Below are 22,408 nucleotides of genomic sequence, written 5' to 3'. Positions count from 1 at the left end.
AGGAGGTAGCTATGATGGATAGGTTTATAGATCAAGAAATTTTATTTAACTTATTTAACGGCATGGATTCTTTTACTATAGAAAATATAATTTTTAATATAGTCGTTACTACACTTCTGGCTTTATTTATATACTTTGTATATAAGAAGACTTTTTCTGGTGTTGTATACTCACAAAATTTTAATATCACAATAGTGATGGTTTGTATAATAACTGGTATTGTAATGATGTTAATTCAAAATAATTTAGCTTTATCTCTTGGGATGGTTGGTTCACTTTCTATTATACGTTTTCGTACTGCCATTAAAGAACCTAGGGATATTGGTTTTCTATTTTGGGCTATTGCAGTGGGTCTATCTGCTGGAACAAATAAATTTATTATTGCAATTATTGGAAGTATAATTCTATCTATTATACTATTTATATTTAATAGAGTTGTATACATCGACTACGCCTACCTATTAGTATTAAGGGGTACAAAAATAGAATCTAAAGAAGTGTCAGATATTTTAAATGAATATAAAATACCCTACAAATTACGTATGAAAACAACAAGAGATAACTTTATGGAAATAACCTACGAAATAAAATTAAAACAAATTGGAGAGGACTTCTTAATTAAGTCTCTTAAATCAATTGACAGTATAGAAGAAGTACATATCGTTTCTTATAATGGTGAGGTCAGTGGATAAGTTTAATCTAAGAAGGTGCAAATTATGAAAAAGTCATTGAATATTAGGCTCATGTTTGTGTTTGTATGTATGTTTTTTATAGCTTATATATTTCTTAAAAGAGACATCTCAGTGTTTAATCACCAAAGTGAATATAAAAGATATGATTTAGTAATTAATGAAGTAATGATAAATAACCGTAATAGTATCAGAGATAATGAAGGTGACTTTGAAGGTTGGGTTGAAATCTATAATAGAGGAGATAAAGCTGTAAATCTAAAAAATTTCGGATTATCAAATGATTCAAAACAACCTTTCTTATGGAAATTTCCCGATAAGATAGTAGAGCCAAAATCTTTTTGTTTAGTTTGGACATCATCGAAGAATATCAGCGAATCAGATTCTCCATTACACACTAATTTTAAATTAAATAATAATGATAAGGTAATAGTTCTTACTGGTCCTACTGATAACTGGAGAGATATATTTCTTCTTAAAGCTATGGAAACTAATATATCCTATGGTAGAAAGCCTGATGGAAGCTCTAGTTTGTATGGATTTGATGAAGGTACCCCTGGAAATCCAAATAGTATTAAAAGTTTAGTCAATGGACCTAATGGAGCAAGGCTTAGTCCCCCTACTTTCTCCCATGATAGTGGCTTTTTCACTGAAAGCTTTAACTTAATACTCAAAAAGAATTCTTCTGATTCTAATATTCACTACACAATAGATGGATCTACCCCTACTACCAACTCAAATATCTATACCAACCCTGTATTAATACCGTCAAATGATAAAAGTCCCACTATAATTCGCGCTAGAGTATATAAAGATGGATATCCCACAAGTAAAACCATCACCCATAGCTACTTTGTTAGTAGTGACATATATAACAAATATAATACTCCTGTAATATCTTTAGTTACCGACCCTGAAAACTTATTCGATTATGAGAAAGGAATATATATTACTGGAAAGGTATTTGAACAATGGAAATTAAGTAATCCTGAAAAAGAAATAAATAGTGCTACCCCTGCCAACTATAATCAAAGAGGTAAGAATTGGGAAAGACAAGGAACTATAGAATTAATTAATGAAAAAGGTAAATTAGACTTAGTTCAAGATATAGGTATCAGAATTTATGGAGGATATTCAAGATCTCAAAATCTTAAGTCACTATCACTATCAGCTAATAAAGACTATGATAATACGGACTATTTCTACTATGATTTTTTTAATGAGAAATCTAAAAGCCAAATTTATGATAAAGATATTGATAGATTTTCTCGAATACTTCTTAGAACTTCAGCTACAGATAGTAAACATTCTTTATTTAGAGATGTACTCATTCAAAGTTTAATAAAGACTCCTCAGTACTTAGACACACAAAGTTTCAAACCTTGTATCCTCTATATTAATGGAGACTACTATGGTATCCATAATATTAGAGAAGCCTATGACAGTGACTACATCAATGATCATTATAATATAAAAAAAGAGGATATTGTTATCATTAAAAATCCTACCGGGATAGCAGGAGTTGAAGTTGAAGAAGGATATCCTGGAGATGAAATGCACTATAATCGAATGATTAAGTATTTAAAAGTCCATGATATAAAAGAAGATGATGTTTATGATTTTATAAAAACTCAAATTGATATAGAGAATTTTATTGAGTATAATGTATTACAAATTTATTGTGATAATAGAGATTGGCCCGGAAATAACCTTCGAATATGGCGAAATAGAACCCCCACTTATGATCCAAATTCTACCTATGGTCATGATGGTCGGTGGAGATGGATGGTATTTGATTTAGATTATGGATTCGGGTTATTTCAAGGTGAGAAAGCAGTTATGAATAACTCCTTAAAAAGAGCCACAGAAAAGAATGGACCAGATTGGCCTAATCCTCCATGGTCAACTTTTTTATTAAGAACTTTACTTGAAAATGATGAATTTAAATATCAATTTATTAATACCTTTGCCGATAGACTTAATGACTCTTATTCACCTAAAATGGTACTAGATAAAGTTAATACTATTAAAGAAATCTACTCTCCTAATATAGAAGAACATATTAAAAGATGGAACCTTCATGATAATGATATAAATAATTGGATAGAAGAAATTGAGGTTATTAAAGCCTTTGCTATAAAAAGACCTGATTATATTAGACAATATATTATGGAATATTTTGATCTTAGAGGTTTGAACAAAATCGAAGTTAATATGACTGAAGGTGGATTTATTAAGGTTAATTCCTTAGAGATAAAACAATCCGATACCCCGTGGGCTGGTATTTATTTTAAGGATATCCCCCTAACTATTGAAGCTGTGCCACAAAAAGGTTTCATTTTTACAGGTTGGGAAGGAAGTAATAATTCTCAAGATAAAAAAATCAAAATAAATCTATCACAGGATAGTAATATAAAAGGAATTTTTAAAAAAATAGAATCTAACTAAATACAACCTGTTTCTAGGGGATGATTATCATTAAAATAAATAAAAAAATATATATTATATCGTTGATTATAGCAGCATTAATGTATCCTCAAACTATATTAAGCATAATTAATAATGCAAAAAATATTTATATAGCAAAACAACTTAGTATGATTCATATGGAATCTGAAAATAAAGATATTGATACAAATAATGATAAAACAAAAATTGTTTTTATGTTTGATGGTGGCTGGAAAAGTATTTATTTAGATGCTTATAAAATCATGAATAAATATAAATATCAAGGAAATATAGCGATTATACCTTCACTAATTGGTACAGAAGAACATTTATCTTATAACCAACTTTCCAAGTTATACTTACAAGGCTGGGAGCTACTAAATCACTCCTATTATCATAAGAATGATATGTATGATAAATGTGATGATCTTCTTTCGGACTTTAATAAAGCTAAAAAATGGATGGAAAATAGATATATTGGAAAATCTAGTAATAAGATAGTAATGCCCTATGGGGAAATCAATCCATATTTGATTAATCAATTAAAAAATATAGGATATCATAGTATAAGAACATCAGATAATATTCTTATTTTAGATAGTGATAAAATTCAATATCATCCAGTAACAGTGGTTAATTTATTAGCATATATAAGTGTTGATGAAGTTAAAGATATACTTATCCAAAACCAGTCCAAAGATAAAACCATTATTTTCATCTTAAATAGGATTCAAGATACTGATGATGGACTGGAATCAATATATAGCAAAGAAAAATTACAACAGATAATTAGCTTTATCAATGAGAATGAAGATAAGTTTCAAGTTATAACCTATTCTCAGATTTTTTGAAAATTTGAGAATGATAAAGAAATCCAAAACATACTTTTTTGATTTCTTTATCATTTGCCATAAAATACTCAAGTTCTTTATTTATGTCTGAATATAAATATTAGGTATATTATATGGATAATTATTGCTAACATGACTGTAGATAAACTAAAATCAATAATTAATTTAGTTATCCAATAAAAAGGAGTAAGCCCTCCAACTATCCTGAACCACTTAACATTAAATATATCAGCTAATGCTAGTATAGTAAATACTCCGAACCCTTTAGAATATGTTAATCCTTGAACTTTATCTGTTGCTAAATTGTATAATAGATATGCTATCTGTATCCCTTCTATACCTATTAAAATAGCAATTAATATTAATTGTACAAACTCTAGATTGTAAATATCTAAGAGTAAGTAAGTTAAAATGGTATACATTATACTCCCTATAAAAGGTAACAATAATCTATTGGAGATATATCCAAAATATCCTACCGGTGTTATTTTAATTAACTCCTGTATTCTAGAGTCTCGTTCATCTATCAATAAAAAAGCTGAAACAGTTCCCAGCATTAGGGGTGTTATGAGGATGCTTACCATTAGTACATATCCGTAGTACTCTATCAAATTTACCCCAGTGTATCTAAATATTAAGGGTACCACAAAGTTTAATGCTATTTTAATCAATATAGGAATAAAAATTGGTAATATAAAGAAGAGTATCAATATTGGATCTCTAACCACCATCTTGAAATCTGCTTTAAAGGAAGTTTTACTAATCATAATGCTCCTCCCTTAATTATATTTTTTATAAAAATATTCTCTACAATTAATAAAGTGAAGAAATTAATAACTGACATATATGCTATATAACCTAGTGCTTCTATCAATTTAATTCCATTAAAAGCTCCATATATTAAATTAAATCCTGACACTGGTGGCATAGCCTTTAAGACTGTTATATTAGGAAAAGAAAAATATACAAGTAGTGGAATAATCAAAATCAATAAATATGGTATCATTTTAACAAAATATTGATTAATTGTGTTACAACCACTAGCTACAATAAATCCATATAAAGTATAAAATATAGATGTTAGTAAAATACCTAAAAATAGTATAATCCAATTAAAACTATCTTTATATGTAACTAAAGTGATGGCGAATCCAGCTAATTCTGCTAATATTGTCAATGATATTGTCTTAGAAATCAAATACTCCTTAGGGCTTAGTGGTGTTATAACTAAATATTGCAAAACACCTTGAATCTTTTCTAACATAACAATTCCACCTATAAAAAAGAAACCTATAAAGGATGGATCTGTGAAAATTACTATCGGAACTACATAGTTTATAAATTTATTAGGAATTTGACCAATTACAATCATATATAATAAAGTCAATATGATATACACAAAATAAAACCCCTGTTTAAATTGAAATTTTACATCTGACTTTAATGCATTTAGTATCCTCATACAAGCTTCCTCCCTGTTAGCTTAATGAAAATATCCTCTAATGTAGCTTCTTGACTATGAATAGTTTTTATATCCTTAGTTTTTAATATCTCTCGAGGTCGTGAATTTTCTTTAAGTCCCTTTATGGGGAACTCTTCAACCCTTGTAAATTCTCCTTCATAGTACTCCATTTTAATAGACTGATTACCATACTTTACTTTAAGCTCTTTAGGACTGTCTATAACAGGAATTTTTCCTTCTACTATGAAAGCCACCCTATCACATAATTGTTCAGCTACTGTCATATTGTGAGTTGTTAAAAATATGGTCTTTCCTTCTTTCTTCATTTCTAAAATCATTTCTTTTATAATTTTAGCATTTAAAGGATCTAAACCTGAAGTTGGTTCATCAAAAAAAATTATTTCCGGATCATGAATCAAAGATCGAATAAAATTCAATCGCATTTTCATTCCCTTAGAAAAACCGTCTATCTTTTTATCTTTATCAGAAAGTAATCCTACCCGCTCTAATAAGCTTTCCATATCTTGAGGTTTCTTTTTATAATAAGAAGATATTAATTGCAAATTCTCTAGGGCTGTTAATTTGAGATATAAATTGGGAAAATCAAAAGCTACTCCAATTCTCTCATAAAACTCCCTCCCCCATGCTTTTCTCTCTTTCCCCATTATTTCTACACTACCCTCATATTCCTGTAGTAGACCTATGATTATTCTCTGAGTGGTTGTTTTACCAGCTCCACTAGGTCCTAAAAAACCAAATATTTCTCCTTTTTTTATATGAAAATTTATTCCCTTTATTACTTTTGTCTTACTCCCCTTATATGAAAAATCTAAATCAGTTACTTTAATCATATACATCCCCCTCTTATGAACAATTTACCTTTGTAAATTTAAAGATTTTAATCTTATTTACCTATAATGGCCATCATTCCACTAATATAAAAAAGTATATGTTCAGTAATTAATCTATGTCTTAACACTTTATCTTTATATTTTTTTACTATTAAAATTATTCCATTAAGAAATTGCTCTGCAGTTATTTCAGCCATTTCTAAATCCATAATTTTTGATTCGTACTTTTGAATATGCTCTATAAAATGATCTTTTAGCAATTTTATTATGATATCCTTAGTGCCTTCAAACTTTGTTCCCTCACTCCCTTCTATTAATAATACAAATTTCTCAGAAAATACAGGTATAATATTTTGTATTATTTCTGACAAAACCTCACGGTATTTCTGTAAGTCTTCCGTATCTAAAAACTCCTCTATTCCCTCTTCATCATTATGCTTCTCAATTAATTCAAGAAAATTATTATATTCTTCTTCCACTAATTCTTCAAAAAGAGTCTCTTTGTTTTCAAAATAATTATAAAAGTTACCAATAGTGGTTCCTGCTGACTTTACAATCTTTCTTAAAGATGAGTTCTTAAAACCTTTTTCTAAGAATTCTTTTTCTGCTTTTTTTAATAAACTTAGTCGGACTTGTTCTTTTTTTACTTGCATTAAAAATCACCTGACCTTTTTTAAATTTTAGCAAATATACTAAGTTGAGTCAACTAATATTTACTATATCCACAACATAATAAAAGTCTTATCATTAAAAACTTGTTTTTAATGATAAGACTTTTATTCTCACTCCAAAACAACTTAAATTTTTATTATTACTTATATAGATAGACTTTTACGATTAAAAATAATAATTCCCAATATATAAAATATTAGTGAGATTACTAATATTATAGAGGAAGATAGTATCACATATCCACTACTTTCTAATATTTTATCTATATTTATAAAAGAGTACAATGTCATATACCTCATCCATTCTAAATCTGTATTAAGTTCGCTAAGCATTTTTATAACTAAAAAAATCAAAGGTACTCCTCCTCCAAAAGCGAGGGAATACTTAGTTTCATTGAAAAGACAAGAAAAGAAAAAACCAATACTACTAACTGCTAATATAACCAAATAAGTAATAAGGTTCAATGATAAATACTTATCTATTTTTAATAACCCACTAAACATTGATTCACTTAATATAATTCCTATTACAATATTAATAATAAAAATAATTGCAATACTACTTGCAAGATATATAGCTTGAGTAATAGCAATTTTGATTCTAGAGTTTGGAGTAGTCAATAAGTAAGCCATTGAACCACTATCTACATGCTTTGCAATGAGCTTATTAGCAACTATTACACTATATATAACTGGAAATATTATATAGATAAACCCATAAAGATAGCTAGAAATATATCCCGTTAATTCTGTTCCTAGATTGCTAAATCCAAAGGCTTTTATCATTCCTTTTGGTATCATCTTTAGCATCCCTTCTACCATATCCGCACTCTCAGGATCAAACATCGTAATAGCTATTGAGGTATACATAATTAACATCAAAGTTATAAACAATCCAATTAACCAATTTGCTCTCAAGGTTGCCTTAAATAAAGTTTTATTCATGAGATATACCATCCTTTCCATAATACTTCATAAATATATCTTCTAATGTTTGTTGATTGACATCTAAATTTATTACACTACAACTAGATAGAACTTGAAAAAACTCTTTATAGCTATCACCGATAGTAATTTCAACTCTATTTTCAGATAAAGTCTTAACATCAAAACTGTGATTACTAAGTTTCGATATATCCTTTGAGTCTTTTAATGTTATTATGTAAGATTCTTTTTTCATGGCATTTAAAGCTTTTATTTCTTCCACTGCAACTATTCTTCCTTCTTTAATAATACCAGCTCTATCACAAGTTCTCTGTACTTCTTCAAATATATGAGATGACATCATTATAGTTTTACCTCTACTCTTCTCTTCTTCTATCATTTTTATAAATATATTTTGCATAAAAGGATCAAGACCACTAGTAGGTTCATCTAATATATATACTGCTGGGTCATGCATAAAGGCTGTTATTATTCCTAATTTCTGTTTCATTCCCTTAGACATTTTTTTAATCTTACCCTCTGTATCTAGATCTAGACGTTCTATTAATGAATCCCTTATAGAATTATCTTTAGTTTTTCTCATATCTCCCATAAATTTAAGAAATTGCATTCCACTCATATTATCAAAAAAAGCAATTTCACCAGGTAAATATCCTATATAGTTTTGTAAACTTGCGGCTTCACTTCTACAGTCTTTTCCATTGATAGTCGCTCTTCCCCTTGTGGCATTAGAAAAACCAAGTAAATTTCTAATAGTTGTTGTTTTACCTGAACCATTAGGTCCTAAATATCCAAACACTTCACTTTCTTTGATAGTAAAATTCAAATCGAATATCCCTTTACCACTTTTATAAATCTGAGTTAAATTTTCTACTTTTATCATTTACCTTCCCCTCCTTTTATACTTATAAAAAAAATATAAGTATATTAATAAAAATATAACTAATTTACTATACCTTTATAATAATTGTAGCAAATTTTTATAAGTAAAGTAACAATTACTTTATAATATGACTGCGAATATATAAGATAAACAATCATTCCTATTTTAGATAAACCTTTTATCTATTAAATATTATGTAAAAAATGTATATCTTATAAGATATACATTTTTTTATGTTTGATGATTTAATTTTATAGTTCTATACAGAAACTTTTTTTCTATTTACACTACATGGGCTATACCCCTTTGGAAAAACACTTCCAACCTTTATACCTAATCTATCTACTAATTCTAAAGGAGAATTTGCCTTTTCTTTTTTACATGCATTAATTAAAACATTAGCACATGCTAAACAATCATCTAAGGCATCATGATGTTTAAATTTAAATTTCAAAAAGTTGGAAAGAGTATCTAGCTTATGATTATATAAGTCAGGCCAAGTTTTCTGTGCTACTTTAACGGTACAAAGATAATTAAAAGATGGATATTCTATATTGTATAAATCTAGAGTTTTCCTTAAAACACTCATATCAAAACTTGCATTATGAGCTATGATTAATTCATCTTGAAAGTAATCTCTAAATTTTTTTTCATATAATTCATTAAACTCTGGCTGTTCTTTAACATCATTGGGTCTTATACCATGAATTGCTATATTCATAGAGTGAAACTCTAATTCTTTAGGTTTAATTAACCAAGATTTCTTCTCGACTATTTCTCCATCAACCACCTTCACAATACCAATTGAACAGGCACTGGCCCTTTTACTATTTGCTGTCTCAAAATCTATCACTGTAAAATTCATAATAACCTCCATTGAAAACATAATTAACAATACAAGTTTATCATAAAGTATCTAAAATTTCATATAGAGTAAGAGAATCCCTATTATATCTCAGTAATAAAGATTTTGATTATATTATTAGTAAATTCTGTTTTAATTAATTTTTGATCAATTAACTTATTTATTGCACAAAACCCTGTTGACTATTGTAGCCAACAGGGTTTTGAAGGACTTATCTATTTCGAATAAACAATCTTTTTTATACTATCATATGAAAGACAGAATAGATTCATCAACTGGTCAATAGAATCTCCTTGTTTAAATCGTAGTTTAATCTCCGAATTCCTTTTCTTAAAATATTCTCTTCTCCCAGTTTTCTCCCCCCAGGATTTACGTTGATCCACAGGGCTTGGAATATATACTATTTCACCTTTAACATATTTCTGAACTTCCTCAAGTAAGTTATTAGGAAGAACTTCATCAGCATTTATATATCTCATCTCAGCTCCACTCCTTAAAATAGTTTATTTTTAAGGATGCAAAGTCTGCTATATAAACTGATTATTAAGCTTTCAAGTACTTATTATGGCGATTATTTATTTCTCTCCATGCAATCAATCGCCTCTGTTTATATTACAGACTTTGCATGGAGTATGATGTGCAAGTATCCAGTACCTATGATTCTATTCATACTACTCCCTCCAATCCCACTTAATAGTATATTAAAATAATAGCAAATACTTAAGTTTCAGTCAATTCTGAATTTTCATGCCAAAACACAGACTTATTCACTTATACCTCTCTCAATATAAATAGTAATCTCTTCATTAATATTCTCTCTAACAGAATTCAATAATTTCTCAGTTGTTTTTTTATCTAGTTTTATAAATAGCTTTATTATTTCAATAAATACCTCTTCCCCAAATTTTACTTTTAATTCATGAAATAAATAGGTTCCAGCAGCATGAACTCCTTCAGGTCTTTTTCCGTCTCTAGTTTTTATTTGAGGATATTTTTGAGCTCTTTCTCTAATACCTTCCATATACTCATCATACTTTTCTTCTCCATAAACTTCTTTTATAAAAGTAAGGGCCATACATTCTGCAAATGTTTCATTTAGCCAGTCTTCCCAAGTATTAATATCCGCCCCTATTGCCCATAGGTGAGCTGCTTCATGTCCTATGAAGTGATCAATCATGGCATCATCATTCTCTGGGAGTTTTGATAATACAATCAACCCCTCCCTACAATACCCTCCTGATTTGACACTACTGTTAATAAGAATATTGAAATTACTTTTTGAAACTTCTTTCGCCTGAAATTTAGATGTATAGAATTCTATTACATTCCTAAATGAATTAATTATATAATTTGCATGTTTTTTATCCTTTTCTGTACTACTATACACTCTAAGATTAAGACCATTAATATTTGATGATAGAATATCCCAGTCCTTTACCGCAATTATATTACAATCTAAGTCTTGCGATTTATAAATCCACTTATCTTGATTTCTTTCACCTTTTAATACTCTGAATTCCTCTAGGCCTAGTAACGTTACAACCTTTTCAGCTTTCTCATCTTCAATACTTTTAAACATTGGATACCATGCAGAATAAAAATTTAAAGTTACTATATCATCTTTAATATCATTATGCCATCCTTCTACTTTTCCATTATAGTATACAGTAATACTATCTATATCTTTTGGTATATCTACAATTATTTTCTGACATTCTGATCTAAATTCCAAGTTAAAGCCTTCTTCTGTAGTATAGTTTAATCCTTCAGTTTTAGTAGTGATTTCTTTTATATTTAATAATTTGCTTAGATAGAATTCAAATATATCTACTTCTTTATCAATATTGATTTCAGTTTTTACATCAATTAACTTATTATCTACTTCTATTTTATTTTCTATATACATCCTCTTTATCATACTAACCCCCCCCCCATAATTATTAACTGTTCCCATTTTCTTCATTATCCCTTTTTTTGTTATACTATAATTTCAAAATATAACCTTATATCTATTATTACAAAATGATCTCCTAATTTTAGGAGATCATTTTGTATTTAACCAAATATCAATACAGCAATAACATGTAATGTTATATCAGCAAAAAAGTGGGCTATCATTGCATATAATAAACCTTTCTTCCAATACAATAATCCAAAACCAATTCCTGCGATACTATTAAGTAAAATTGCTCTTATTACTACAAGCGCTGTTAAAGATGCTAATGAGGTAGTCATTGGAAGATGTGCCAAAGCAAATAATATAGCTGCTGAAATCATTGATACCCAAATAATCCAAGGTTTAGGTGTGTTTTCTTTGTGGCGAACAACTAGATTTATTAACCATACTAATAGTGACATAAAAAATAATCGATAGATAATTTCTTCACCTATTCCTCCAAAAAAACTTCCAATTAATCCTTTATACCAAGCAGGTAATTCTGATGCAAAGAATGATAAGGATGAACCTAATTTGTAAAATATAAAATCAGACAATAGTAGAAAAGAACCAATAGAAAACCCAATAGCTATTGAAGACAATATAAAAGATGACCACTTAATATTGGTTTCCTTTTTTGTAACTATCGACTCTAAAACAGGCGCTCCTAAATTCACCTTTCTTGATATAAAAAGACCAAGAGTTGCAAAAATTGATAATTGAATTACCATTAATAATCCCAGTACAAAATCGGATGGTATAATTCCAACTGCATCCTCAGGCAACTGAGAGAGTAGCTCTTTTGCATAAGGAACTGCTCCAAATGATGCTAAAATGATGCCAATAAATAAAACCATTAATACTCTTTTAAAACTTTGATTTGATTTCACATTTTCCAATAATAATACCCCCTAATACTTTCCTAGTACTATTATACTATATATTTGAATTAATCAGTGTTAATAATTATGAAAATTCAGAAAGTTCCGGCATTATCATAAGATATAAGGAATAAACATTTTAGTGGATTTCATGTATTCCCTATACTTATTGCCAAATTCCATAATCATATCTTTTTCTTCTCTTTTTGCTAATCTTACATACATACCAATCATTACTGGGTACATTATTAACAAAGGCAATGTAGCCCAGTTTGCTATCATTCCAAAGGAAAGTAACAATAAGCCTGTATACTGAGGATGTCGAACATGTTTATAAACCCCTGTTTTTACTAGCTCACCTTTTCCATCTGATTTAGACCAATAATTTTTATATATATTATGCCAGCCATTTAGTATTAAAAATAGAGCTATAATACTGCAAATGTAACTAATATATAATCCTAAATGTCCCACTGAAGAAAACAATGTATGTCCCCATAGTACTCCTTCAGGAAGATTTTTCCCTAGGACCCCAGAAATTAAATACATACTAAAGGGAATCCCGTGCATCTCAATGGCAAAAGCAATTACAAAAGCAATGTAAGTACCTATAGGTTTTTTATCCATCTTTCTATAAAAAGGGATAAATAAAATTACGATTCCATAAAGAATAATAAAAAATAATACACCAAACCAATTATGAAAATGATTACTAAACTCCTCCATTTACCATACCTCCTATACAATATAAATTGATTACACAACTAAATATTTGTATTCTTAAACCTTTATTTATAATATATCAATCAAATCTTAAAAGAAGATACGATTAACCTTAAATCTATCTTAAATTGAATTGATGGTTATTCTAAATATATATATCTTTTGGTATGAACTTTTACTTAATAGACTTTCTCCTATTCTTCAAAACTTTCCCTTATTAAATATATATTCTAATATACTTTCTGTTTTTTTATGAGTAATATATTACATATAATTTTACAGAGTTATGATGTCTCATAATATAAAAAATGAGCTTGTGATAATATAAAGCTTATCACAAGCTCATTTCAATTATTATTCTAATTCTTCATCATAAACTTATTATCTACATTATCCCATATATAGAATTATTTATTATTTGAAATAAATAATTAATCTATTTCAAATAATGGACCTTCCTTGTATAGGATTTCTTCAATTCTATTTACTATCTCCGGGGTTTTTATAAAACTATAATTACTCAATAATATTATAGTTAAATCCTTTGGTGGATATATAACATATATTGATTTAAATCCTGGTAATCCACCATCTTGATAGAAAAATTCTATTTTATCATTTTTCTTATAGAATATTTTGCCGTATCCATAATAGAAATTATCATATATGAGACCATAGTCTTCTAATAGTTTTGTGTTGTATTCTTCACTTAAAAGCTTTCCTTTTACTAAACCTTCAGTCCACTTATATAAATCTTCAATAGTAGAATATATATCTCCAGAACCTTTAAAGTTAGAAAAGTCCCAAATATCACTGTTTATAATTTTATTATTCTTTTTTTCATATCCTGAGGCCATATCTTTTATTATATTCTCATTTCTATAGCATCCAGTATCTTTCATTGAAAGCTTTTTAAAAATATTCTCTTTTATAAACTCTTCATACTTTTTCCTAGATACTTTTTCTATAATATAAGCTAAAAGTGTATATCCCATATTTGAATATTCAAACCTATCTCCTGGTTCAAAATCTAGAGGTTTATTCTTATATCTATCTATGAGTTCATCCATAGTATGTGACTTTTTAACTATATCCAAGAAATTAGGATCTCCCCATATGCCTGATGAATGATTTAATAAGTTATGAATAGTAATTTTATCACCATTTAAGAAATCTGGTATATACTTATCCAAGGTATCGTGAACATTTAATTTATTTTCTTCCTCAAGTATCATTATTGCCATAGCAGTAATTGACTTAGTTATTGATGCTATTAAAAACTTACTATTTATCGTATTTGGTATGTTATAGGTATGATTCGTCACCCCGTAGCTCTCTTTTAATATGATACCTTCACCCTTGGCTACTAGTACAGTCCCACTAAATTGTTGATTTTCTTCAAGTTTTTTAAAATATGTATCAATTTTTGATTCCATAATCCCCTATCTCCTCTCCAATTATTTCTATTCCTTATTAATAAATTTAATTTATTAAAATATTCTGTCTTTTTTCTGTTCTACATAATGATAAGTAAATCCTTTATGTTTATTATAATAAACATAAAGGATTTACAATCTATAAAACATCTCAAACTAATATTCATTTTGTTTATTCTTCTTCATATTTATTGTTTTGAAAATTAATATAGAAAAGTATTCTCCAATCTATTTACAATGAATTTCTTCATTTCTCTTACCTGTTCCATGAGCTGAATATCTTTTTCTTGATTCATACACAAAATACATAACTTTCTTAGATGTTGTTTTATATGCTCAATTCTTATCCCAATATCTATCTGATCTAAATGATCCTCAGGATCATAATATTCTATAAATTTCATCGCAATATATTTATCATCTATGTAATATGTAGTTCTTGCTATTTCATAAACCCACCAGTTGGCTCTACACTCATCCCAATCAATTATTCTAGGCTCATCTTCTTTGTATATTATATTAGATGGAAACATATCTCCATAAATAAGTACACTTTTCTTAGTAGATACTTTTTCAGCTAACTTAGATATACCTTCCAGAGCATATTCAAGAAACTCTTTCTCTAATATACCTTTATCAACTAAATCACTAAGAATAATACCTTCATCTTTCACATTTCCAAAGGACCAGCGAATAACTTCATCTATATTTCTATAATACTCTTGAAGATTATCAAATTTTACAATCCCTCTAATATCTCCAAAATGGTCGAATCTAATTCTATGCACCTCTTTTAATACTTCAGCAAAATCTCTAAGCCAAAGTATTTCATCATTTTCTTCATAGTCTATATCATCATTAGAAATTCTTACATCTCCATCAATCCACTCCTGAATAATGAATCCATAGGGTGCTATATCACTAGTTATATCATGATGGATTATATTATAGTATTTAAATCCCCTTGACTTAAGTAACTCATAACATTTACTCAGATCTTCTACATTTGGGTAACCATCTTTAGATATTATTTTAAGAAATAATTTAATATTTTTATCGCTATTTACTTCATTGCCTTCGATAAAATAATTCAAATTCTGTCCATCTTCAATCTCTAATATTCCTTTCACTTCTATCTCATATTTACATTTAAGTAACTCTTCAATTTTCAATAGTATTTTTCTCATTTCATCCTCTGTAGGAGTTAAAAACTTCTTGATTTTTAGTATAATATTTATCATCTCCTGAAGTCACTTATCTTTTTTCCATGAATACCGCTTCGCCCTCAACTACTAAACCACATTTTTCGTAAAGCTTTTGAGCAGCAATATTATTGGTATATAATCTAAGTGCCATTGCTCCTGTCTTGGTTTGAAGTTCACAAGCCTTTTTCATTAATTCATAGGCTATGCCTTTTCTTCTAAACTCTGGTGCTGTCCAAAGCTCATCTACAAATATTGTTCCTTTTTGCCATTTACCTATCTTAGGTATATAGGTTAAGGCAATCCAACCGATAAATCTTCCTTCATATTCCGCAGCATACACATAAAAGTCTTCATGTTCTAACTCCTTGTAAGCTTCTTTATATATAGTATTCTTACTTCTTTCTTTTTCTTCATCGGTTCGTTCATTACCATTTATTCTCCAATATACCATATCATTAAATTTATGATAATTATATTTATTGATAGGTTTTATATTAAAATTTATAGTATTACTCATTTTAATCTCTCCAATTTAATTATTTAGATGAAATTTTAACCTTATTACAAGTCATTTTGTATATTATCATAATGGCTTTCTTCCTATAATGATTACTTCTTTCTCATAGGATAATCCAAACTTCTTTACATTCTCTTTAATTTCTTCAGCTCTTTGCTTAATTTCTCCATATTCATCATAATCTTCTATTGTGTTAACCCTTTTATCAATCTTATCTAAAAAAGAACTTATTGATTTTTTATCTTTTTTAATTTTATAATCAAATAAAAAATCAAAATCTTCTATTGATTCCAATCCTACATTATTTGTTATTTCTAAAATTTCATTTCTTTTAAGTGTCTTAAAATGATTTTTCCCTAGGATTGCATCTATATCTGCTATAAAATGATGATAGTCTACTACTACTTGACCTGCCCCTTCATGATTATCACAAAACATTTCCTTTACAATAAAAAGGCCACCTGGTTTTAATACTCTCTTCATTTCCAGAAACATTTTACTTATATCTTCTTTTGTAGGTATATGATGAAGGACTTGTGCAATAGTGACTGTATCAAAATAATCATCTTCAAATTCAAGTTTATCTCCTGACATTAATTGTAGTTTAACTCTAAACTGGGATAAATTTTCTTCAGCCTTTTTCAAAATCTTAGCATTAACATCAATTCCAATAATTTCATCATATTCTTTAAAATTTTCAGCCATAATCCATGCAAATTGTCCTCTTCCAACCCCTACATCTAGTACTCTGCCAGCTGATATGTCTTTAAGTCTATTTTTTAATGTTTCCATAAACAAACCATCTCCTTTAGGAATATAAAATTATTCTATCATAATATTTTCTGAATTATCAGTCTATTTTCAATTATTTTTATATGATATAATATAGATATAAGAAATGTCCTCTTTCAAGAGGACATTTCTTATATTTTTAATAAGTTTTTCTCATAGCAATAAATTCTTTTTGTTCATCATTTACATTCCATACAAATTCTTCAATTATTTCAAAGTCTAACTTTTCATATATTCTTATAGCTCTTTGATTAAATTTAGCAACCAATAATACTAAAGTATTAAAGTCATATGTTTTTTTACCAAAGTCTAATATGGTTTTAACGATTTCAGTTCCCTTGCCTTTTCCCGTCAAGTCTGGTCTCATCTGGACACCAAACATATACTCTCCGTCTTCTAAGTCAAAACTACAATTACCTATTAATTCATTATTTTCATTATAAATAACATAAGCATTTTCTTCATTATGAATATTTCTAGCCCATTCATTTTTAGTTTCTGTTTTGTCATTATCATAAAAAGAATATTCTCCTTCATACTTCCAAGTAGCAATATCACTACCATCTTGTTCTGTTGGTTTTCTAAATTCAAGATTCATCATATTCCATCCCACTCCCTAAAGTATTTACATTATTAGTTTATCATCACAATCTTTATATTAAAATCTCATAGTTAATTATGAACTAAACTTGAGACTCTATATAAATAGAAAAATTTCAGCACTAGACTATTCTAATGCTGAAATACTACATTGTTATAAGTTTATAGACTTTTCGTTATTTATTATTCTTCTTATGCTTTTATCTGATAGATGATACATTTCAGCCAACTCTATTATTGTAAGTCCTAATGTATATTTCTTAAATATTTCTTCATTTCTCTTTCTAAAGTAGGCCTTTGTTCCATTCTTCTCACCCCAGGACTTTTGATTTTCATCCTTTCTTGGAACATATAAATATTCTCCATCTATATATTGCTGAATTAGCTCTATTACTTGTTCAGGTAAAACGTTTTGTGCACTAATATACCCCATATCTTTGCCCTCCTAATTAATATTCCTATATGAGCAAAGACTACTTTAAAGTGCTTAATATGTTAGTTCAGTCCTTCATAGCAGTCTTTGCTATGAAGTAATAAACTTCTTTAGAGAAGGATATTTCATAAAAATCACCTCTATCATCCATAATATTTATAAGATTCTGACTAATATTAGTTTGATTTTATCATTTATTTTATAAGAAGTCTATTTTCTTAATAGTAAAATTTTCTTAATCTTACCATTCTATATCAAACCTTTCTCTAATTATATTACACTTATTTTCTAACTTGTTTCTTACCAAATCTACCCAGACAGTATTTAAGTTCAATGTAGTCATATACTATTAATCTGTTATAACCTATAAATTCTACTAGCTAAACCCTAATAAATAAATTGATTTTCCAACACCTATCGTTTTTATTAATAATGAAATCCTTGGCCCACTATCGCCATTAAGAATCAATCTATATATTATATTAAATAATCTTTTTTGATTATTTCTTTTCAGTTTTTTATCTTCATTATCACATATAGAATATATTCTACTCATTAATTCATCGCTATTTAAATCTTCACTATTCCTAATTATTATACAAAGTTCCTTTAACCACCCTCTTTCCTTTTCAGATAAAGTATTATAGTAATCATTATCTCTTTTATCCTTTAGTGTTATAACTTTTTTACTATTATAGTTTTTTATCCAGTATTCTGCTCTATTACTTATTTCTTTTATATTATCTATAGCATAGACTTCTCCATTTTGTCTTAAAACTTCTCTCAATATCTCATCTTCAAAATTTATCAAAGGTAAAACTCCTGCAACTTGATTAAATCTAGGTAGGTTAGAATTATTATCATCAACAGATGCCAATTCTAATGTATAACAAATATCTTCATTATTTAATTTCCCTAAAGAGAAACTAGATTTATATCTCTCATATTCTGTATAATTCTTGATAACATCTTCATCAAATCCAATATTAAATGCAGAACTTGGGTTGTATTTTGCAAACATAAATAGAATTAATTCTGGAATATAGATATTTAATAATTCTTTTGGAGTTAGAGCATTTCCTTGAGAACTGGACATTTTACCATTTACACCTTTTATTCCAATAAACTCGTAGGGAATATATTCTGGAGCTGGATGATTAAATATTTTATCTACTATTTTTTTTGACACATTATAACTTCCCGTTTCTGAAGAATGATCTCTACCCCCTGGCTCAAATACTACATCTTCCACCATCCATCTCATGGGCCAATCAACTTTCCAATTAAGCTTTATATTTTCAGACTTTAACACATCTTCTGATCCTTCATTGCCACATTTGCAGTTATATTTCATTACTTCTGTTAACTCATTAAAATCAACTATTTTTGTATCATCTTTCCTACATTTGTTACAATAAAGAGTTATAGGGTAAAAATTATTTCTATCTTTTTCACAAGGCTCTTGAGTTTTAAATTCCATTAAAATATCATATATTTTCTTTCTTGCTTTTAATGCATGAAGTATATATTTATTGTATCTTCCGGACTTGTATTCTTCACTTTGATATATAAATTCAACATCAATACCGAATATATCTAATGCTTCTTCAAATTCTTTTTCAAAATGCTCTGCATAGGATTCATGACATCCATAGGGATCTGGTATCTCAGAGTAAGGCATCCCAATGTATTTTTCAAAAGATCTATCTATATTCTTAGGGACTTTTCTAAACCTGTCATAATCATCCCAAGAAAATATAAACCTAGTTTTCTTGCCTAATTCATCTAATGATTTCACTACAAAATATGTTGTAATTATTTCTCTAAAGTTCCCTATATGAACAGATCCAGAGGGACTTATTCCTGAAGCACATACATATGTTTCTTTTTCAGGATATTTATTAATAATTTCTTCTGCTACTATTTGTGACCAATGCATATTATCACTCCTTTATATTTATTAATTCTCTATTTAAATAAATTCATTAATTTTTGGTAAATAAAAAACCCTCACCCCCAAGACTTCTAATCTTAAGGACGAGAGTTGTTAACTTCGTGGTACCACCTTAGTTTATCTATATATCACTATATAGATCTCTTCGAGTACGGTAAATAATACTTATACTCTATCTCTATAACGGGAGATCCCGTCGTATCATCCCTAACATTAAGTTAGTTCAATACGAAGCTCCAAGTCTTTTTTCATTAAGAGATTCAATACTCCTTCTCAGCAACCGGAGTTCTCTGTAAAATCTTCCACTTAACTACTCTTCTTTTCACAGCTTATAATTTCTTATTTAAATTGACCTAATTTTATCAAATTCAAAATATTTTGTCAACATTCATTTTCCTTAGTCTACTAATAAATATAATTGTCCCATATTATGTAAGTCTATTACTTGATTTACCATGGATCATAAAGTACATAACTATTTTACTAGTAAATTTTATTTTAATATTATAAATTTATTGAATATTACATAACTTTTTCTTGCCTTGGAAAGAAATTAGTCATACAATAGTTATTATGTGAGCCATATTATTTCATAAAAAATATAAAAAAGGACTGTTGCATTTATGGATATAAATAAGAAATTTGTTACATCTATCAATTGTATAGATGGAAGAACTCAAGAACCTATTATTAAATATCTAAAATCTGAGTATAATGCAGATTATATTGATATGATAACTGAAGCTGGACCCAATAAGATTCTAGCTGAATATACTGATACTTCTATTGTAGAATCTATCAAGTCAAGAGTTGAAGTATCAACTGGTAAGCATCTTTCAAAAATTATATCAATTGTTGGTCATTATGATTGTGGTGGAAATCCTGCTGATGAATTAACTCAAAAAGAACAAATCAAATCTTCAGTTAATAATGTACAAGCTTGGAATGAAGCTGTCACAGTTATTGGTTTATGGGTGGATGACACATGGACAGTTAATAGAGTAATATAAAAAACTTATACTTTAAGGAGGAATAACAATGAATACCAAAACAATAAATCGTTGGTATGTTGTATTAGGTGCAGTATTATTACAAATGTGTATAGGTGCTATTTATACTTGGAGTTTATTTAATGAACCCCTTATAGAAAAATTTGGGTGGGAAAAAAGTGAAGTAGTGCTTACTTATTCAATAGCAATTTTTGTTTTTGCTTTTTCAACTATTTTTTCAGGTAGATTACAAGATAAAATGGGACCTAAAAAAGTTGCTACTATTGGTGCTATTCTTTATGGTGGAGGATTAATGCTAACTTCTACTGCTACATCTCTTATGCAATTATATATTTATTATGGGGTTATAGCTGGTGCAGGAGTAGGTTTTGCTTATGTTTGTCCATTATCTACTTGTGTTAAGTGGTTTCCTGAAAGGAAAGGATTTATTACAGGTATAGCAGTTGGTGCTTTTGGTCTAGGAAGTTTAGTTTTCAAATCAGTAATTCAATATTTCATAGCTAACAACGGAGTATCAGAGACATTTCTTTATTTAGGAGTAATTTATGCCCTGTTAGGTTTAATTGGAGCTCAATTCTTAATACTTCCTCCAGTGGGACATGGTAAGGCAGTTAACACTTATCTTGCTAATAAAGAAACTAACTTTAAAGTTGGAGAAATGATTAAGACCAAATCTTTTTATTTTGTTTGGATAATGTTTTTATTTGGTTGTATGAGTGGACTTTTAGTTATAGGTCTTGCAAAAGATATTGGTATGCAATTGGCTGGGCTAGACGCTGCTGTGGCAGCAAATGCAGTTGCTATGATTGCATTATTTAATGCTGGTGGAAGACTTATATGGGGTACTCTTTCAGATAAATTAGGTAGAATAAAAGTTGTAACTATGATGTTTATAATAACTGCAATTGCCATGATAACAATGAGTCTAGTTACTTTGAATTATATTACTTTCTTCGCTTGTTTAGCTGGTATTGCATTCTGTTTTGGAGGATTCCTAGCAGTATTCCCAACACTAACAGGAGAATACTTTGGTATCAAAAATCTAGGTGCAAACTATGGCATAGTTTATCAAGCATATGGGGTAGCGGCATTAGTCGGACCAATAATAGTTGCAAATGTTGGAGGATTAAAACCTACATTTCTAATAGCTGCTGTCCTTGCTATCATAGGCGCTGGCTTAACTTTTATAGTAAAGCCCCCTACAATAGATACTATATAAATATTAAATGCGATCATTGCTTCATATGATCGCATTT

At 28.3% G+C, this 22,408-nt stretch carries 23 protein-coding genes and 1 other annotated feature; of the genes, 5 read left to right on the top strand and 18 right to left on the bottom strand.

The window, feature by feature from the left end:
- Positions 1–14: 14 nt before the first annotated feature.
- Genes GOQ27_RS12930 through GOQ27_RS12920 form a run of 3 tightly spaced genes read left to right on the top strand, consistent with a single transcriptional unit; the run spans position 15 to position 3,988 of the window.
- The gene (locus GOQ27_RS12930; protein WP_203367294.1) at positions 15–692 is read left to right on the top strand and encodes a DUF4956 domain-containing protein; all 678 of its coding nucleotides are present in this window, start codon (positions 15–17) and stop codon (positions 690–692) included.
- A gap of 24 nt (positions 693–716) precedes the next feature.
- On the top strand, positions 717–3,137 hold the full coding sequence (locus GOQ27_RS12925; RefSeq protein WP_203367293.1) for a CotH kinase family protein: 2,421 nt from the start codon (positions 717–719) through the stop codon (positions 3,135–3,137).
- Positions 3,138–3,157: 20 nt separating this feature from the next.
- Positions 3,158–3,988 (top strand): polysaccharide deacetylase family protein, encoded by an 831-nt coding sequence (locus GOQ27_RS12920; RefSeq protein ID WP_203367292.1) that lies wholly within the window; start codon positions 3,158–3,160, stop codon positions 3,986–3,988.
- Positions 3,989–4,065: 77 nt separating this feature from the next.
- On the opposite strand, the gene GOQ27_RS12915 is transcribed toward GOQ27_RS12920, so the two are convergent.
- From GOQ27_RS12915 to lysS, 18 genes are all read right to left on the bottom strand, one after another.
- Entirely contained in the window at positions 4,066–4,755 is a 690-nt protein-coding gene (locus tag GOQ27_RS12915) for a hypothetical protein (RefSeq protein WP_203367291.1), read from the bottom strand.
- Positions 4,752–5,450, bottom strand: a complete 699-nt coding sequence (locus GOQ27_RS12910; protein WP_203367290.1) for a fluoroquinolone export ABC transporter permease subunit — start codon at positions 5,448–5,450, stop codon at positions 4,752–4,754. The genes GOQ27_RS12915 and GOQ27_RS12910 overlap by 4 nt, the downstream gene beginning before the upstream one ends.
- Positions 5,447–6,301: an ABC transporter ATP-binding protein gene (locus GOQ27_RS12905; protein WP_203367289.1), complete on the bottom strand. Its 855-nt coding sequence runs from the start codon at positions 6,299–6,301 to the stop codon at positions 5,447–5,449. Before GOQ27_RS12905 ends, GOQ27_RS12910 begins: the two co-directional genes overlap by 4 nt.
- Before the next feature lie 53 nt (positions 6,302–6,354).
- Positions 6,355–6,954 carry a TetR/AcrR family transcriptional regulator gene (locus GOQ27_RS12900; RefSeq protein WP_203367288.1) on the bottom strand — a complete coding sequence of 200 codons (600 nt, stop codon included), beginning with the start codon at positions 6,952–6,954 and terminating at the stop codon, positions 6,355–6,357.
- Between the two features lie 162 nt (positions 6,955–7,116).
- Positions 7,117–7,917, bottom strand: a complete 801-nt coding sequence (locus tag GOQ27_RS12895) for an ABC transporter permease subunit (RefSeq protein ID WP_203367287.1) — start codon at positions 7,915–7,917, stop codon at positions 7,117–7,119.
- A complete protein-coding gene (locus tag GOQ27_RS12890; protein WP_203367286.1) occupies positions 7,910–8,800 on the bottom strand; it encodes an ABC transporter ATP-binding protein in 891 nt (296 codons plus the stop codon). The genes GOQ27_RS12895 and GOQ27_RS12890 overlap by 8 nt, the downstream gene beginning before the upstream one ends.
- A gap of 259 nt (positions 8,801–9,059) precedes the next feature.
- A complete protein-coding gene (locus GOQ27_RS12885) occupies positions 9,060–9,665 on the bottom strand; it encodes an exonuclease domain-containing protein (RefSeq protein ID WP_203367285.1) in 606 nt (201 codons plus the stop codon).
- A 215-nt stretch (positions 9,666–9,880) separates the two neighbouring features.
- Positions 9,881–10,144 carry a CD3324 family protein gene (locus GOQ27_RS12880; RefSeq protein ID WP_203367284.1) on the bottom strand — a complete coding sequence of 88 codons (264 nt, stop codon included), beginning with the start codon at positions 10,142–10,144 and terminating at the stop codon, positions 9,881–9,883.
- A gap of 284 nt (positions 10,145–10,428) precedes the next feature.
- Positions 10,429–11,583, bottom strand: a complete 1,155-nt coding sequence (locus tag GOQ27_RS12875) for a M1 aminopeptidase family protein (protein ID WP_203367283.1) — start codon at positions 11,581–11,583, stop codon at positions 10,429–10,431.
- A 137-nt stretch (positions 11,584–11,720) separates the two neighbouring features.
- Positions 11,721–12,491, bottom strand: a complete 771-nt coding sequence (locus GOQ27_RS12870) for a CPBP family intramembrane glutamic endopeptidase (RefSeq protein ID WP_350445920.1) — start codon at positions 12,489–12,491, stop codon at positions 11,721–11,723.
- Positions 12,492–12,596: 105 nt separating this feature from the next.
- The gene (locus GOQ27_RS12865; RefSeq protein WP_203367281.1) at positions 12,597–13,208 is read right to left on the bottom strand and encodes a methyltransferase family protein; all 612 of its coding nucleotides are present in this window, start codon (positions 13,206–13,208) and stop codon (positions 12,597–12,599) included.
- Between the two features lie 428 nt (positions 13,209–13,636).
- On the bottom strand, positions 13,637–14,641 hold the full coding sequence (locus GOQ27_RS12860) for a serine hydrolase domain-containing protein (protein ID WP_203367280.1): 1,005 nt from the start codon (positions 14,639–14,641) through the stop codon (positions 13,637–13,639).
- A 203-nt stretch (positions 14,642–14,844) separates the two neighbouring features.
- Positions 14,845–15,882: an aminoglycoside phosphotransferase family protein gene (locus GOQ27_RS12855; protein WP_203367279.1), complete on the bottom strand. Its 1,038-nt coding sequence runs from the start codon at positions 15,880–15,882 to the stop codon at positions 14,845–14,847.
- Positions 15,883–15,895: 13 nt separating this feature from the next.
- Complete coding sequence (locus tag GOQ27_RS12850) at positions 15,896–16,363, bottom strand: GNAT family N-acetyltransferase (protein ID WP_203367278.1); 468 nt, start codon at positions 16,361–16,363, stop codon at positions 15,896–15,898.
- Positions 16,364–16,429: 66 nt separating this feature from the next.
- Positions 16,430–17,161, bottom strand: coding sequence for a class I SAM-dependent methyltransferase (locus tag GOQ27_RS12845; protein WP_286673035.1), 732 nt, complete (start codon positions 17,159–17,161; stop codon positions 16,430–16,432).
- Between the two features lie 133 nt (positions 17,162–17,294).
- Positions 17,295–17,753 carry a GNAT family N-acetyltransferase gene (locus GOQ27_RS12840; protein WP_203367276.1) on the bottom strand — a complete coding sequence of 153 codons (459 nt, stop codon included), beginning with the start codon at positions 17,751–17,753 and terminating at the stop codon, positions 17,295–17,297.
- A gap of 156 nt (positions 17,754–17,909) precedes the next feature.
- Positions 17,910–18,188 carry a CD3324 family protein gene (locus tag GOQ27_RS12835; protein ID WP_203367275.1) on the bottom strand — a complete coding sequence of 93 codons (279 nt, stop codon included), beginning with the start codon at positions 18,186–18,188 and terminating at the stop codon, positions 17,910–17,912.
- A gap of 376 nt (positions 18,189–18,564) precedes the next feature.
- Positions 18,565–20,127: a lysine--tRNA ligase gene (lysS, locus tag GOQ27_RS12830; protein ID WP_203367274.1), complete on the bottom strand. Its 1,563-nt coding sequence runs from the start codon at positions 20,125–20,127 to the stop codon at positions 18,565–18,567.
- Between the two features lie 91 nt (positions 20,128–20,218).
- Positions 20,219–20,477 (bottom strand) — a binding site (T-box leader).
- Between the two features lie 288 nt (positions 20,478–20,765).
- On the opposite strand from lysS, the gene GOQ27_RS12825 reads away from it, so the two are divergent.
- Together GOQ27_RS12825 and GOQ27_RS12820 are read left to right on the top strand one after the other, a co-directional pair.
- Complete coding sequence (locus GOQ27_RS12825) at positions 20,766–21,152, top strand: carbonic anhydrase (RefSeq protein WP_203367273.1); 387 nt, start codon at positions 20,766–20,768, stop codon at positions 21,150–21,152.
- 28 nt (positions 21,153–21,180) lie between these two features.
- A complete protein-coding gene (locus GOQ27_RS12820) occupies positions 21,181–22,371 on the top strand; it encodes an L-lactate MFS transporter (protein ID WP_203367272.1) in 1,191 nt (396 codons plus the stop codon).
- Positions 22,372–22,408 lie beyond the last annotated feature (37 nt).

The organism is Anaeromonas frigoriresistens (genome assembly GCF_016820655.1).
GTDB classification, from domain to species: domain Bacteria; phylum Bacillota; class Clostridia; order Tissierellales; family SIT17; genus Anaeromonas; species Anaeromonas frigoriresistens.
The sequence above is the reverse complement of the archived record's forward strand: the minus strand, read 5'-3'. Positions and strand labels throughout refer to the sequence as shown.